10 protein-coding genes are annotated in these 15,876 nt (G+C 47.5%); 4 read left to right on the top strand and 6 right to left on the bottom strand.

The features are described 5' to 3' along the window. Positions 1–86 precede the first annotated feature (86 nt). The 6 genes from ITJ87_RS14235 to ITJ87_RS14210 form a co-directional block, all read right to left on the bottom strand. Positions 87–1,754, bottom strand: coding sequence for a long-chain fatty acid--CoA ligase (locus ITJ87_RS14235; protein ID WP_117964541.1), 1,668 nt, complete (start codon positions 1,752–1,754; stop codon positions 87–89). 115 nt (positions 1,755–1,869) lie between these two features. Next, entirely contained in the window at positions 1,870–3,321 is a 1,452-nt protein-coding gene (locus tag ITJ87_RS14230; RefSeq protein ID WP_117964542.1) for a potassium/proton antiporter, read from the bottom strand. Positions 3,322–3,415: 94 nt separating this feature from the next. Further along, positions 3,416–4,723, bottom strand: coding sequence for a PAS domain-containing sensor histidine kinase (locus ITJ87_RS14225; RefSeq protein WP_117964543.1), 1,308 nt, complete (start codon positions 4,721–4,723; stop codon positions 3,416–3,418). Continuing rightward, the gene (locus tag ITJ87_RS14220; protein ID WP_117964544.1) at positions 4,713–6,083 is read right to left on the bottom strand and encodes a sigma-54 dependent transcriptional regulator; all 1,371 of its coding nucleotides are present in this window, start codon (positions 6,081–6,083) and stop codon (positions 4,713–4,715) included. The genes ITJ87_RS14225 and ITJ87_RS14220 overlap by 11 nt, the downstream gene beginning before the upstream one ends. 288 nt (positions 6,084–6,371) lie before the next feature. After that, the gene (locus ITJ87_RS14215; protein WP_117964545.1) at positions 6,372–7,109 is read right to left on the bottom strand and encodes a hypothetical protein; all 738 of its coding nucleotides are present in this window, start codon (positions 7,107–7,109) and stop codon (positions 6,372–6,374) included. Next, positions 7,084–7,890 carry a metallophosphoesterase gene (locus ITJ87_RS14210; protein WP_117964616.1) on the bottom strand — a complete coding sequence of 269 codons (807 nt, stop codon included), beginning with the start codon at positions 7,888–7,890 and terminating at the stop codon, positions 7,084–7,086. The genes ITJ87_RS14215 and ITJ87_RS14210 overlap by 26 nt, the downstream gene beginning before the upstream one ends. A 284-nt stretch (positions 7,891–8,174) precedes the next feature. Between ITJ87_RS14210 and ITJ87_RS14205 the strand changes: the two genes are divergently transcribed. The 4 genes from ITJ87_RS14205 to ITJ87_RS14190 are packed head-to-tail and all read left to right on the top strand — an operon-like array spanning position 8,175 to position 15,849. Next, complete coding sequence (locus ITJ87_RS14205) at positions 8,175–10,490, top strand: FtsX-like permease family protein (RefSeq protein WP_117974612.1); 2,316 nt, start codon at positions 8,175–8,177, stop codon at positions 10,488–10,490. Between the two features lie 24 nt (positions 10,491–10,514). Further along, positions 10,515–11,198: an ABC transporter ATP-binding protein gene (locus ITJ87_RS14200; RefSeq protein ID WP_005827694.1), complete on the top strand. Its 684-nt coding sequence runs from the start codon at positions 10,515–10,517 to the stop codon at positions 11,196–11,198. Between the two features lie 21 nt (positions 11,199–11,219). Next, on the top strand, positions 11,220–13,523 hold the full coding sequence (locus tag ITJ87_RS14195; protein ID WP_117964547.1) for an ABC transporter permease: 2,304 nt from the start codon (positions 11,220–11,222) through the stop codon (positions 13,521–13,523). A gap of 22 nt (positions 13,524–13,545) precedes the next feature. Continuing rightward, entirely contained in the window at positions 13,546–15,849 is a 2,304-nt protein-coding gene (locus ITJ87_RS14190) for an ABC transporter permease (protein WP_117964617.1), read from the top strand. Positions 15,850–15,876: the final 27 nt, after the last annotated feature.

Here is a 15,876-nt window from a genome sequence, read left to right as displayed (position 1 = left end):
AACGCAGATTCAATAAACTGAATCCGTAAAATCTGCGTTATCCGCACCTAAAATAAAGCGTTAAAGAAGGTTTTGATACATTCCCCTTACCCTTTTGCTTCCTGATACATAAATCTTTTAATGCTCTTCTTTGCTGTTTTCTCGAACTCCTCGAAGTGTATTTTGACTTTTGTAATCTGGCTGTAGGCCGGTAATTGCAGATTCAATTCATTCCGATTGTCCTCCATAACCTTTTCGATGTCCGATTGTTTCATACCGTGGGCGAATGCATCGTCAAAGTCCGGATAGATAAGAGCCACGAGCTTGTCGTTCTGCAATACGATCAGTGATTCGGACACATAGGGCATGTTGTTCAGTTTGCTTTCAATCTCTTCGGGATAGATGTTCTGGCCGCTGGCTGTGAGCAACATGTTCTTGCTACGTCCGCGGACAGTGACATATCCTTCGGCATCCATCGTTGCAAGGTCTCCGGTGTGCAGCCAGCCGTTTACATCGATGATTTGGGAAGTCGCTTCGGCATTTTTGTAATAGCCCAGCATCAGATTGGCACCTTTACAGATTATTTCTCCTGCCACGTTCTGAGGGTCGGGAGAGTCTATCTTTACTTCCATGCGGCTAGTTGCCTTGCCACAAGAGGCCAGTTTCAATGTTTCCCAGCGGCTGGAACAAATGATGGGGCCACATTCCGTCATTCCGTATGCAATGGTATAGGGGAAACCTATCTGCTTCAAGAAGCGTTCCACTTCGGCATTGAACGGTGCTCCTCCGATGATTATTTCATCGAAATTACTGCCGAATACTTCCATTGCCTTTTTGCGCATGTCAGCCTTGATTTTATCGTTGACAATGGGCATTCGCAATAACAGCTTGCCTATTTTATTGTCTATCCGGGGCAGGATATCCTTCTTGATAATCTTTTCTACGATAAGCGGTACACACGAAATGACCCGTGGCCTGATTTCGGAGAATGACTGTGCAATAATCTTGGGAGACGGCATACGGGTAAGGAAATACAGATGGGCGCCTGCGGAAAAACCGTATAGAAAATCGTACACCATACCAAATACATGTCCCAGAGGCAACATGGATACAATATGGTCGCCCGGACGTACAGGAAGCATCTCATGGCAATATGCAACATTGGACCAAAGGCTGCGATAGGGAAGCATGACCCCTTTGGAATATCCCGTCGTGCCCGAAGTATAGTTGATAACAGCCAGTTCTTCGGGGGATTCCTCCTTGCGGTAACTGATATGCTCGGGGCGGAAATTCTTGGGGAAACGTGTGCCATAGAGGACGTTGCGATGTTCGAAAGCCTCCATCAGCTGCTCGTTGCGGCAAACCACCGGAGTGAAGTCCGTCAGCAGTACGATACCCATCAGCAGGGGCATTGCCTCTTCATTGAGGTTTTCCCATGCCCGGTCGCCGACAAACAGCAGCTTGGCTTCGGAATGGTTGACGATGTTGTGGATATTGTCGGCTTTGAACTCATGCAGAATGGGAACGATGACAGCTCCATAGGTAACCGTCGCCAGAAAAGCGACTGCCCAGTGTGCACTGTTACGTCCGCAAACGGCAATCTTGTCACCGGGCCTGATGCCGGCGCTTTCCAATACGATATGGAATTTGGCTATTTTCCGTGCTACATCTTTGTATTGTAGTGTAATTCCTTTGTAGTCTGTCAGGGCGTTGCGATCCCAGTTTTTAATAATGCTTTGTTCTATATAATCGATGAACCCTTGTTCTTGTTCCATTCAGCTGCTGCACACTTTAGTTAAAACTGCGCAAAGATAGGTCTTATAGTGATGCAAAGCAAATAGTTTCCGTTTTTTTCTTGCCCTGAAACGGATAGAAACTTATCTGTAATTCTTATTCCTTGCTATTTTCCGAAATAAGAAGCAGCTTGTCGCCTACATGCAGTTTTAATGTTCCGTTCGGGATGAGGTACTCATCGCCACGTTTTACAATCATCACCAGTGTGCCTTTGGGCAGGTTCATGTCTTTCAGGGTATCTGCCTGGTCCAGCATTTCTTGTGTAATGGTCATATCGTGCAGGTTGGAGTCAATCTCTTCGGGCAGCTCAACTCCGAAATCATTTCCGGTCTTTTCCAGCGGGGTGGAGAGGCCCAGCAGCCGGGCTACCCAGGAGACTGTGGTACCCTGGATGATCAGTGAGACGATGGTTATGAAAAATACGATGTTGAAGATGACATGGGCACCGGGCACATTAGCCACCACGGGATAGGTGGCAAAGATAATGGGTACTGCGCCACGTAATCCTACCCACGATACGAATAGCCGTGACTTGAGGGTGATTCTCTTGCCAAAAGGCAGCAGGCAGAGAAAAACGCTGAGAGGACGTCCCACAACAATCATGAAGACGCCGATGAGCAATGCCACGACTGCCACTTCCAGCATCTCATGGGGGTTGACGAGCAGACCGAGGCAGAGGAACATGATGATTTGGAAAAGCCAGGTCAGTCCATCCATAAAAGTATAAATCTCTTTCCGGTGCATGATTTTGTTATTACCTACCATCATTCCGGCGATATACACGGCCAGGTAACCGTTACCTTTCAGCAGGTCGGTGATGGAGAAGGTGAAGAATACAAAGGACAGCAACAGGATAGGATAGAGTGCCTGGTTGTCTATATTCAGCCGGTTCAGCATAAGGATAGCCAGCTTTCCGAGGAAATAACCGGTTGCGGCACCGACAATGAACTGTATGGCAAAAGAGCCTAATATCTGGGGAACTCCCATTCCGGAGGACTGGATGAATTGAATCAGCACGATTGTCAGCATATATGCCATCGGGTCGTTACTACCGCTTTCCAGTTCCAGCATGGGGCGCAGATTATGCTTCAGGTTCATTTTTTGTGAACGCAGAATGGCGAATACAGAGGCTGAGTCGGTAGATGACATAGTGGATGCAAGCAAAAGGGAGGTTATCAACGGCAGGTGGATGTTGGTCCAGCTCATGCCGGACAGCCACCAGATAAATAATCCGGTAAAGAGGGCCGTGAGCAGCACTCCTGCAGTTGACAAAACAATGCCGTGAGTCAATATGGGCTTTATCTCCGTAAACTTGGTGTCCATGCCACCGGAGAACAGAATGATGCTGAGTGCAACCATGCCGATGAACTGTGCTTCCTTGGCGTTGTGGAACTGCAATCCCAATCCGTCACTGCCGAACAGCATGCCGACGACAAGAAAAAGCAATAACGCAGGCACTCCGAAACGGTAGCCGGTCTTGCCGACAATGATGCTGACAAAAAGTAATACAGAACCTATAAGTAGTATGTTTCCTGCTGTAAATATCATAAATTCTATGCTATATAGTTTGAAATGTGATGTTTCTTATGTCTAATAGTACAAAGATATGCATTGTGTTTAACAAATACAAATCTAAAATAGTTCAATTGAACTTTAAAATAAAGGTGGTTTCTTTACTGGGCAATAAGGATAAATTTCCACCGGAAAGCCTCATTATTTGCCGGGAAATACTCAATCCAATACCGCTTCCACCCTCTTTGGTCGTAAAGAAGGGGATAAATATGTGTTCGGCAATGTCATTGGGAATGGCAGGTCCGTTGTTGGAAATTTCTATCAGTATGGCTTCCGCCTCATTGCAGTAGGCACGTATGTTGATATGTCCTTCTTTATCTGTATTTTTATCCGATTCGATGGCTTGTATGGCATTTTTCAGTAAGTTGATGACTACTTGTGATACCAGGTTCTCATCGGCATATAGAATAAGGTCGCTTGGCGCGATGTCCATATGAAAGGTGACCCGAACATCGGGGTGCTGGTGACGGGCGAGTTCGACCATCCGTCCGATAAAACTTTTTACGTAGAACAAGGATGGTTCGGGGGTGGGAATACGGGTGAATTTCCGGTATGATTCCACAAAAGAGAGCAGGCCCTTGCCCGTACTGCTGATAGTCTGCAGGCCGTTTCTGATTTCTTCTTTGGAAACTTGCGCTTCGGTCAGTCCCAGCAGTGTATCGCTCAGGGAGGTTATGGGAGTGACAGCGTTCATTATTTCGTGCGTCAGTACGCGGGTAAGCCTAATCCAGGAATCTATTTCCTTTTCATCCAGCTCGTTGTTGATGTCGTTCAGGGCGAGGATACGCAGATGCTCTTTACGGACTGTAATGTCGCTGACGCGGACAGACATGTTTACAGTGCCTCGTTCGTTGTTGAAAGGCATTTGCAATTTGTCTCCCGGGCGGCAATTGGCAAGAAGGGACGAAAGACGCGGGTCTACGCGGTTCAGCTGGCTGACGTGGGTAAAGACATTGAGGCCCAGCAAACGGAGGGCTTCGCTGTTTTTCTGATATACGGCACCATTGTCGTTCAGGACAAGGATACCGGTATTCACGCAGTCCAGAATGAGTTCGTAGTACTTTTCTTGCTGGGCTGTTTCACTTTTCACATTATAAAGTATATGGGCAACCCGGTTCAATGCACGGTTTACGAGTCGTGCGTCGGCAGTGTTTTCCGTTTCGGAGAAGTGGATGGCATTGTCGTTGTTTTCGATGGCGTCGAGCATGAAAAGCACCTTCCGCACATGATGGCGGTATAGCCTTTGCTGCCAGTACAGGGCTATGGGAAGCAGCGCAGTGCAGAACGCGCCCCAAAATACGTCTACAGTCCACATCACCCCTGCAAGGAGTGCTACTGCCAGACTGACGGCAACGCGGAATGAATAATTAAAGGCCATACTTCTTCATTTTGTTGTACAACGTCTGGCGGGTGATACCCAGCTGTGCGGCGACGGCAGAGAGATTTCCGCTACATTTGTCGAGCGTCTTTCGTATCATCTGCATTTCCATTTCTTCGAGCGTGGATGCGGTTGCTTCGGGAGTGCCGGTTCGCCGTGCCAGCTGGAACAGTTCTGCAGGAAGGGTTTCGTTGTCACAGATGATAATGGCTTTTTCGATGGCATGTTCCAGTTCGCGGATATTGCCGTACCAGGGGTGGAGCGTAAGCTTCTCGCAGGCGCCGTCCGTCAGCTTGACGGGGGGCTTGTCATATTGCTTGCAGAAGCGGGCGATGAAAAGTTCTGCAAGGGGGATGATGTCTTCGGGCCGCTCGCGCAACGAGGGTATCTCGAGGTGTATCGTGTTGATGCGGTATAGTAGGTCCTCGCGGAATTCGCCTTTTGCCACCATCTCGGGCAGATTGCGGTTTGTAGCGCAAATCAGCCGTATGTCTACGGGAATGGGAGTGTTGCTGCCTACACGGACAATGCTGCGGCGTTGGATGGCGGTCAGCAGTTTGGCTTGCAGATGGTAGGGGAGATTGCCTATTTCATCGAGAAAGAGGGTGCTGCGGCTGGCTGCTTCGAACTTGCCGGCACGGTCGGCATTGGCATCGGTGAAAGAGCCTTTCACGTGGCCGAACAGTTCGCTTTCGAAAAGGCTTTCGGTGACTGCACCCATATCCACACTTACCATGTCCTGCCGGTTGCGCGGTGAAAGGGAGTGGATTTCGCGTGCCAGCATCTCTTTACCGGTGCCGTTCTCGCCCGTAATAAGAATATTGGCATCGGTAGAGGCCACTTTTTCCACCAAGAGGCGAAGTTGCTGCATGGCGGAGCTGTTTCCCCAATACATGTTGCGGATATCCGCAAACGGGTGGCTGCTTTCTGCCGTACGCCTGGCATTTGGGCCGTTGGCCGGAGATTTTGTTTCAGAAGCCGATACGGCATTCAGCAAGGTTTCCACCAGTTTCTGGTTGTTCCAGGGTTTCACGACGAAGTCTGTGGCTCCTTCCTTGATTCCCCGTACGGCAAGGTCAATGTCGGCATAAGCGGTGAACAGCACTACGGGCAGGGTGGGACATTGCTTCTTTATTTCATGGAGCCAGTATAGTCCCTCGTTGCCGGTATTGATGCCCGAGGTGAAGTTCATGTCGAGAAGAACCACTTGCCATGACTTTTCCCGCAATACGCTGGGCAGGGTTACGGGAGAGGGAAGTGTGATTATCCCTTCAAAATATGGCTTCAACAAAAGCTGCAAGGCGGTAAGTACGCCTCGGTTATCATCGACAATCAGGATGTTTCCATTTTTTTTTGCCATAAACTATTTCTGTTTTCTGCAGGCAAAGTTAATGATTTATCTGCATTATATTCGGTAAATCTCTCAGTTTTCAAAGTATTAAGATTCTCCTTCTCATTTAGCAAATCCTTATGCCGCTTTATTTTATATTTTTGCTTACTAAGAATTAATCGTCCGACAGCTGTCGGACGATAATTCAACAACTGTCGGACGATAATATAACGATTGTGGGACGAATAGATTTAAGTAAAACAGAAATTAGTTGGCAGCAACTTCAGTAAGAGTTCATGGCGGTACTGAAAAAAGAACTTATAGCAGTTGCAGTTTGATGCCAAACGACAAGCTCAGATAATCCTTGGGTTTCAGATATTTGTTGGTGAAAGTGCTGACTACATATAGGTCACATGTACTTATTTCATAGAAGAAAGTGATTTCCTTGGCCGTGAACCGTCGTTGCGGGTCGATGTCGTAAGTGATGCGCTGTCCTAAGAATACATGGATGCGTACCTTGGAGGAGAAACCATAATATCCTTTAGGGTAGCGTTCCGGCTCATTGACCCAGAACTCATCGCCGAATACCGTGTTCAGATACATGCCGCAAGCCAGCGGTTCTACAGAAAAACGGCTTTGCTTGATTTGCAGGCTCCAGGGAAGGTAGTTCTGCTTGACGGTGAATGTCAGCTTGGTACGTTTGGAGTCATATTTGGGCAATACTCCGAAGAATACGTCTGTTTCCCATTGGTTTCTTCTGCCGTAATCCCATCCGGTACCGAATGACAGCAACCCCATATTGCCGGCAAACTGAATTTTGGTGTGCGTCGGAATCAAGGCCTCCCAATGCCTGTGGTAGCGGTGTACGCGGCGGTCATAACGGTTCTCCCTGGTTCGGCTTTCAATGACGGCATTCGGTTGCGGGTCCATCCATACAGTATCGTGTTCTATGATGAAGATGGTATCTCTCTCTTGTGAAAAAGCAGAAAAAGAGCATACCGACAAGAAGGCGACGGCACATGCCAGGTGATTAATAATATGCCACTTCGCGTTCATATCCGTCGGGGGTTATGGTGAATATATAGTAATTGCGGTTCTTCATGCAGTCGCTCATGTAATACATTATCCCGTCTTCAAAGAGGTCTTTCTCAAAGCGATGGTGTTCGTGTGCGGATGTACAGAACTGCAGTCCGGGAAATTCCTTGATGTAACGCTGGAATACGTGTGCCACATTATTGTTGAACTCGTTGCAGAACGGGCGTATGTGCATGGACACAACGGTTTTATCGAATTCCTCTTCACAGTCGCTTATCTGTGCGGCAAGAAATTCAAAGTCGGGAATGGGGCGGGAGTAGTCAAATTCGATGGCGTTGGTATTCAGGCAGACAAACTTTACCCGTCCTGCAATGAAGGAGAAATTGGGGTCTCCGAATATTACGCGATAAGTCTCTTCGCCCGTGCCCAGGCAGTCGTGGTTGCCGAGAAGTACCACATAGGGTATCTTGAGTTTGTTCATAATGTCCCGTTGCCAAAGGAACTCGTTTGTTACACCGAAGTCACTGACGTCTCCGCCATGAATGACGAAATCTATGTCGTCCCGCTTGTTGAGGTGGCTTACAAAGTCGTCGGTCTCGTCATACCAGCGCTGGGAGTCACCCATTGTTACGAACCGGATTGTTGTCTTGTTTTGGCAGTTCTGCTCTATTTGGGCAATGTTGTGGGCATTGACATCGGTTTCACCGCTGATGTGTACATCGTAAGGGTGATAATCTATCATGTCGCAGCCGGCCATGAGCAGGCATAGGAATGAAGGATATAAGAGTTTGGGGAATTTCATGTGCAGGTGCTTCATATTACGTTTATACTCTATCTATAGAAAACGGTGTACAAAGGTAAAGTTTTCATTCTTATGGATTCTTTTCTAATTTCCTTTTTTTTTGTTCTATGAGGCTGAACAGAGATTCGGCCTCTGTCTAATTTTTAGACGGGAGTGTCTAAAAATTAGACACTTTTTTCTTCTTTAATTATGAGATGTATGCTGATAATCAGGTTTGTGCATTCTTTGGCACGCTTTCTGCAATATAGAAAGCAAGAAAATATATCTAATAAACGATAAACGGAATGAAACAAATCTATTATGTAATTCAGACTTTGCTGCGGGGACGTGGTTCGAATATCATCAAGGTCATTTCTTTGGGATTGGGATTGACGATGAGTATTCTGCTTTTCTCCCGCGTGGCATATGAACAGAGTTTTGACACTTGCTTCAAGGATTATGATAACTTGTATCAGGTATGGTCGATATTCTCGGTGAAAGGAGAGAAGTTTGAGCCTCAGGAGTGGAATTGCGGTCCCGTGGCAGGGGCCATTTTGGAGAACTTCCCCAAAGAGGTGGAGTCGGCAGTAAGTTTGAGCACGTCTATGGTATCTGCTCCTCTTTACAATGGAAGCGTGCGTCTTGATGACAGGAAGATTGCAGCCGATTCGCTGTTCTTCCGTACTATGGGCATCGACGTCCAGAACGGCAATCCCGAAAAGGACTTGGTGCAGAAGGATATTATTTTCTTGAGTGAACGCTTTGCAAGGAAAGTGTTCGGTGAGGAGAATCCCATAGGGAAAACGCTTAATTATGACCATCAGTTTGACCTGACGGTGAAGGGAATCTATGCCAATTTGCCTGAGAACGCCACAATCAATCCGGAAGCGGTTATCTCGATGCCTACCTTGTGGAGCCGCAACTGGAATAACTACTCGTGGAGCGGGGGAGACAGTTGGGTAGAGTTTATCCGTTTTCGTCCCGGTGCCGACAAATCTGTTGTCAATGCGCGTATTGATGCCATGATAGACAAATATCGCCCGGCAGAAGATAAGAAAGAGTACGGCTACACGGCTTTTGTGCAGCCCATCCGTGATACATACCGCAATTATGATGATGTGCAGCGGATGCGTGTCATCATGAGCATTCTTGGTTTTGCCATTCTTTTCATTGCGGCGTTGAACTATGTGTTGATTTCCATTTCTTCTTTGAGCTACCGCGCCAAGTCGGTAGGCGTACATAAATGCAGCGGTGCGAGCGGTGGCACGGTTTTCAGCATGTTTTTGCTGGAAACGGGTATCATCATTGTGGCGGCATTGCTGCTGATGGCGTTGATAATGCTCAACTTCCGCGATTTTGTGGAAGACACGGTCGTTGTAAAGCTCTCCACCTTGTTGGCTCCGGAGCGTATCTGGGTACCGTTGTCGGTAGTGCTTCTGCTGTTTATAGTGGGAGGCGTGTTGCCGGGCCGGCTCTTTGCGCGTATTCCCGTGTCGCAGGTGTTCCGCCGCTATACCGAGGGGAAAAAGGGGTGGAAGCGTCCGTTGCTGTTTGTCCAGTTTGCAGGCGTGGCATTCATTAGTGGATTGATGTGTGTGGTGATGTCGCAATATCAGTATGTACTGAAAAAGGATATGGGGTATAATCCCAAGCAGATAGCCATAGGCAATGCCTACTGGTATAATGAAGCGACGCGTGACGCGGCTTATCAGTTCTTCAAGGGATTGCCCTACGTGGAAGCGGTGTCCAGCGCCAACAGTACGCCCATTAGCGGATATAGCGGTTCGATGATTCATAGTGAGAGCGGGCAGGCACTTTTCTCTTGCCGTTCTTCTTATTTCATGCGCGAGGACTTTCCTGCTTTGATGGGCATGACTATGAAGACGGGACGTATGGCGCGCGATAAAGAGGAAGTCGTGGTGAACGAGACCTTTGCCGAGATGATGCGTTGGGGAGACGACGTCGTGGGCCGTACGGTATATACCGAAGGGAATACATTCAAGGTCGTAGGGCAGTTGAAGGATTTCCAGATAGAGAGTTTCAGAACCGAGAAGATGCCTTTCATAGCCCGTGGGAACAAGAATTTTTATGGAACGGTACATGTTCGTTTGAAAGAACCCTTTACCGAAAATCTGCAGAAGTTGAACCACGATGTAGCCGAGGCTTTCCATGACCAGACCATTGACTTTACCGGTTATGAGAAAAGGATAGAGAACAGCTATAATTCTGTCCGTGTATTCCGCAATGCCACTTTGATGGCGGCAGTGACCATGTTCTTCATCATGCTGATGGGGCTGATTGGGTATACTACCGACGAGGTGCGCCGCCGCAGTAAGGAGATTGCCATCCGTAAAGTGAACGGGGCAGAGGCTTCCGGTATCTTGGAAATGCTGTCGAGGGATATACTTGTGGTGGCGGCTCCGGCAGTTGTCATCGGTACGGTATTGGCATGGTATGTCAACGGAATGTGGATGGAACAGTTTGCGGAGCGTATTCCCATCAGTTGGGCAGTATACGTACTGGTAGTGATGGTCAATTTGGTGATTATCGTAGCCTGCGTACTTTGGAAGTCCTGGCGGATAGCGAACGAGAATCCGGTGAATAGTATTAAGAGCGAATAAAACAATATTAAAACATTAAATATCATGATTGAGATTAACAACATCAGCAAAGTATTCCGTACTTCGGAAGTAGAGACGGTAGCATTGAATCACGTAAACCTCGATGTAAAGGAGGGAGAGTTTGTAGCCATTATGGGGCCGTCCGGTTGCGGCAAATCCACCTTGCTGAATATTCTGGGACTGCTGGACAATCCTACTGAGGGCAGTTACAAGCTACTCGGCCAGGAAGTGGCGGACTTGAAAGAAAAGGAACGTACACGCGTACGTAAGGGGAAACTGGGATTCGTGTTCCAGAGCTTCAACCTGATAGACGAACTGAACGTCTACGAGAATGTGGAACTTCCCCTTACGTATCTTGGCGTAAAGGCGGGTGAACGTAAGCGTATGGTAGAGGATATACTGAAAAGAATGAACATCAGCCACCGTGCCAAACACTTCCCGCAACAGCTTTCCGGCGGTCAGCAGCAACGTGTGGCGATAGCCCGTGCGGTCGTAACCAATCCCAAGCTGATACTCGCCGATGAGCCTACCGGTAACTTGGACTCCAAGAACGGAGCTGAGGTGATGAATCTGTTGACAGAGCTGAATAAAGAGGGTACTACGATTATTATGGTGACCCACAGCCAGCACGACGCCTCGTTTGCACACCGCACGATACATCTTTTCGACGGTAGTGTGGTGGCAAGTGTGGCAGCGCAGGATTTGTAACGGACTTTTAAAACAACTTCCATGAGACAACTATATTACACTCTCCAGACATTGATACGAGGAAAAGGCTCCAACCTCATCAAGATTGTTTCTCTGGGACTGGGGTTGGCAGTCAGTATCCTCATTTTTTCCCGTCAGGCATTCGAGCTCAATTATGATACCTGCTACAAGGACTATGAGCGTTTGTGTCTTGTCAAAACAGTATGGCATTACAACAACGAGTATCATCCTTCGCACATAACTCTTGGACCGGTGGCTGGTACTATTGCAGAAAACCTGCCTGACGAGGTGGAGAGTGTTACCGTCACCCAGCAATGGTGGAGCAATTCGGCTTGGTTTGCCAATGAACGCCGTTTCCAGACCAATGCCATGACGGCCGATTCTTGTTTCTTTGCCACTATGGGCATTGATGTTGTCAGTGGAGACCCTCGCGAGCTGAATAATCCGGAGGTAGTCTTCATCAGCAGGGAGCTGGCCGGCAGCATGTTTGCCGATAAGAATCCCATCGGGCAGACGGTGGTCTATAACAAACAGATGCCAATGACCGTGAAGGGCATTTTTGAGGATTTTCCCGAAAACTCCAGTTTTTATGGAAGCGGTGTCGTGATGTCTTTGGCTACCTCCTTCAAGCATCATTGGGGATACTGGGGATGGGGAGGTGGAGACAGCTATATGTCCTTTGTCCGTCTGCGCCCGGGGGTGCAACTGGACGATGTGAACACCCGAATAGAGAAACTTGCCGAGCAGGTGCGCAAGAGCGATGATGTGTTTATCAGTCTGGTTCCGATAAAGGACTACCGTATGGAATTTGGTATCAGTACCATGCGTATGGTATGGATTCTGTTGACGCTGGGAACCGCCATACTTTTTATTGTGGCGATGAATTATGTGCTTATTTCCATCTCAGCCATGAACCGTCGTGCCAAAGCTATAGGCGTACATAAATGTAGTGGGGCAAATACGGGAACTATTTTCGGTATGTTCTTATGGGAGACCGGAGTCATCATGCTTTTTTCCTTGCTGCTTGTAGCGCTGCTTCTATTTAATTTCCGTGAGCCGTTGGAGGACATGCTCGACGTTAGTCTTGCCGGTCTTTTCTCTTGGGAAAACATTTGGGCACCGCTTTCAGTGATAGTCATTTTGTTTATGATAGGCGGCATGTTGCCCGGGCAGCTTTTTGCCCGCATTCCGGTGACGCAGGTTTTCCGCCGGTACACCGAAGGCAAGAAAGGCTGGAAACGTCCGCTCTTGTTTGTGCAGTTTGCCGGTACCTCCTTTATTTTCGGCTTGTTGGGGTTGGTGCTTATGCAGAGCCATTACATCACCAATAAAGAACGTGGATTCGATTACCACCGGGTGGCTTATGCTTCGGGCGTATCCTTTGACTCGGATGCGGAAAGCGATGCCAATCGTAGTGTGATGCTTTCTTTGCCTTATGTGGAAGATGGAGCTTGTAGCAGTAATCTTCTTACAGACGGATTGAGCGGAGAAGGGGTTACGACTGATAACGGGCAGTGGATGAGCATGCGTTGGGTGGAATTTGGCAAGGACTATGCCCCGTTTATGAAGTTGGAATTTGCGGAAGGCAAGAATATGGATGCTCCTGGGCAGATATTGGTCAATGAAACATTTTTGAAAATGATGCATTGGGAAGATAAACCGATAGGCAGGCAAGTGCGCAACGGCGATCGCATAGCGGGCAATATTGTAGGTGTACTGAAAGACTTTGCCACATCCAATGCCGCTTATGTGGCGGTGCAACCTATGTATGCAACTTATCTTGACCGATTTTCCGGAAACATCCAATTACGTCTGAAAGAGCCTTTTGACGATAACCTCAAGCGTTTGAATGAAGACATGGAAAAGCTGTTTCCCACCCGTGACATTGTATTTTCCTCGTTCCAAAAGGTCATTGACGACCAGAACAGTACCGTCACGGATTTCCGTAATGCAGCTTTACTGGCTGCCATAACCATCCTTTTTGTTACGTTAATGGGGTTGATTGGCTACATCAATGACGAGATACAACGCCGCAGCAAGGAAATTGCCATCCGTAAAGTGAATGGTGCGGAAGCGTCATCCATTCTCCGGCTTTTCTCGAAGGATATATTCTGGATATCCTTGCCGGCCGTTTTTCTTGGAGGGCTGGGAGCCTGGTATATAGGCGGTGTCTGGATAGAGCAGTTTGTGGAGGGAGTGGATTTTGGTATCTGCGGATTCTTGCTTATTGCATGCATTGTACTATTGCTCATCATCGGTTGTGTAGTATTCAAGGCATGGCAGATTGCCAATGAGAATCCGGTAGACAGTATCAAGAGTGAATAAAGAATAACTTCAGGAAATTATGATGAGTAGTCACATTTATTATACATTGCAAAGTTTATTGCATAGACAGGGGACCAATGCCATTAAAATCGTATCGTTAGCATTGGGACTGTTGATGTCCGTATTCCTATTTGCGCGGATTGCATTCGAGTTGAATTTTGATAGCTTTTATCATGATCCGGATAACCTTTATATTGTGAAGACGGGTTGGATGAAGAATGGTGTATTGGAAGGAGGAGAGAGTTTCTACACCATTATTCCGATTCCTGGCATTATAGCTGAAGAATTTTCAGATAAGGTGCAAGGGGCTACGGTCAGTTGTTCACTATTCGATGACGATTATAAGTTGGGTAACCGTCCGTTGGAATTGAAGACAGTGATTGCTGATACGCTCTATTTTTCTGTTCTCGGTTTGGATGTAGTGAAAGGAAATCCGCAGGATTTAGCGAATCCAGATGTAGTTTTCCTTTCAGAAACGGCAGTACGGCAGGTATTTGGTGATGAAAATCCCATAGGTAAGACTGTGTCATACGATTTCTGGGGGCATGAAGCTACTTTGCTTGTTAAAGGTATTTTTCGGGATGTTCCTTTGAATACTTCTTTGTATAAGCGTCCCGAAGCAGTTGTGTCTTTCTCGAATATAGAGAAGTACACGCAGTGGGGAATGGGATGGCAGAGTGGTGGGAATTATGACGGTTTCGTTCGGTTACGCAGTCCGCAAGATGCCGATTGGTTGAACGAACGGATATCAGCGGCTGTCGCACGGCACTTGCCATCGGATAGCGGGCTGGAACTGTCGGTCCATATTGTACCTATCTGCAGTGTGCATCTGGGTGAAGCGCAAGTCCGCAAAATGGTTTGGATTATGTTTTTCTTGGGTGCTGTGTTACTTTTCACCACGACGTTGAATTATGTATTGATTTCCATTTCTTCGTTGACACAACGTGCCAAAGCGATAGGCGTACATAAATGTAGTGGTGCATCAGGTGGCAGTATCTTCTGTATGTTTCTGGTGGAAACGGCGATAGTAATAAGTGCGGCATTGTTGGTAGTCGGAATATTGGTTTATGTCTTCCATGAGCGGATGGAGGAGTTGGCGGCAGTCCCTCTTGCCGTATTGTTCGATTGGCAGCATTTATATGCGCCTTTGGCGGTAGTGGCGGTCTTGTTTGTTTTTGGAGGATGCTTACCTGCCATGCTCTTTGCCCGTATTCCCGTGACGCAAGTATTCAGGCGTTACACTTCCGGCCGCAGGGGATGGAAGCGGGTATTGCTCTTCGTACAGTTTATGGGTGCAGCATTCATTATAGGTATGATGCTGATGGTGTTCTTGCAATACCGCTATATGGTAGGGCGCGACCGTGGTTGGCGACCGGAACGTGTAGTGTCTATCTTCCAGAGAAAAGTGAATGCTGATCTGTTACGTACACAACTTCGTAACTTGCCCTATGTAGAGGCGGTTGCCTCGGCCGAACGCTCTATAACGGGCTTTGGAGCCAATCGCCCGATACTTGACGCTCAAGGCAACGAGATGTTCTATCCGCGTAATTCGTGGTTCGATAGTGACTACTTGCCTTTTATCGGTTTGAAATTGAAAGAGGGACATAACCTCACTGGGAAACACCAACTGCTGGTCAACAGCACGTTCTGTGAGAAAATGCATTGGACGGACAGCCCCATTGGCAAGCAGGTGAATGATTATGGTACGGTGGTAGGTTTGTTGGATAGTTTTGCATTTGTCGGCTGTACCAACGACAGTGAAGCCGTTATGATAGAATGGTTTGAAGGTACCGCATTTTGTCTGGAAGCCCGTCTTAAAGAACCGTTTGATGACAACCTGCGCCAACTGAATGAGGAAATGAGCCGTCTATATCCACAAGATGACCTTGTGTTCCGTTCTATGGAGCAAATGTTGGGCAATTATGCCGAATCTGTACGTGTCTTCCGCGATGTCACTTTATGGGCATCTGTCACCATTCTTTTTATCATTTTAATGGGGCTGGTGGGATATGTGGATGATGAAATACGTTTACGTTCCAAAGAGATTGCCATTCGTAAGGTGAATGGAGCGGAAACATCCGGTATATTGCGATTGCTGTCGCGTGATGTGCTTTGGATTGCCATACCGTCTGTAGTGCTTGGAACACTTGGAGCTTATGAGGTAGGGCAAATCTGGATCAGTCAGTTTAGTGATGTGGTACTACTGCCTATCGTCGGATATATCAGTATCGGCTTTTTGTTGCTTGCATTTATCGTGGGATGTGTAGTGATGAAATCATGGCATGTTGCCAACGAAAATCCGGTAAAGAGCATCAAGAGTGAATAAGATACTTTCCCACTTGGATGGCTTGCT

It is taken from the genome of Bacteroides sp. HF-162, assembly GCF_015679285.1.
Taxonomy (GTDB): Bacteria; Bacteroidota; Bacteroidia; order Bacteroidales; family Bacteroidaceae; genus Bacteroides; species Bacteroides uniformis.
This window is presented reverse-complemented; position numbering and strand designations above follow the sequence as displayed.

Excerpts from the sequence above, each read along its gene's own strand:
- ITJ87_RS14235 (WP_117964541.1), bottom strand. The coding sequence starts at position 1,754 with ATGGAACAAGAACAAGGGTTCATCGATTATATAGAACAAAGCATTATT.
- ITJ87_RS14230 (WP_117964542.1), bottom strand. The coding sequence starts at position 3,321 with ATGATATTTACAGCAGGAAACATACTACTTATAGGTTCTGTATTACTT.
- ITJ87_RS14225 (WP_117964543.1), bottom strand. The coding sequence starts at position 4,723 with ATGGCCTTTAATTATTCATTCCGCGTTGCCGTCAGTCTGGCAGTAGCA.
- ITJ87_RS14220 (WP_117964544.1), bottom strand. The coding sequence starts at position 6,083 with ATGGCAAAAAAAAATGGAAACATCCTGATTGTCGATGATAACCGAGGC.
- ITJ87_RS14215 (WP_117964545.1), bottom strand. The coding sequence starts at position 7,109 with ATGAACGCGAAGTGGCATATTATTAATCACCTGGCATGTGCCGTCGCC.
- ITJ87_RS14210 (WP_117964616.1), bottom strand. The coding sequence starts at position 7,890 with ATGAAATTCCCCAAACTCTTATATCCTTCATTCCTATGCCTGCTCATG.
- ITJ87_RS14205 (WP_117974612.1), top strand. The coding sequence starts at position 8,175 with ATGAAACAAATCTATTATGTAATTCAGACTTTGCTGCGGGGACGTGGT.
- ITJ87_RS14200 (WP_005827694.1), top strand. The coding sequence starts at position 10,515 with ATGATTGAGATTAACAACATCAGCAAAGTATTCCGTACTTCGGAAGTA.
- ITJ87_RS14195 (WP_117964547.1), top strand. The coding sequence starts at position 11,220 with ATGAGACAACTATATTACACTCTCCAGACATTGATACGAGGAAAAGGC.
- ITJ87_RS14190 (WP_117964617.1), top strand. The coding sequence starts at position 13,546 with ATGAGTAGTCACATTTATTATACATTGCAAAGTTTATTGCATAGACAG.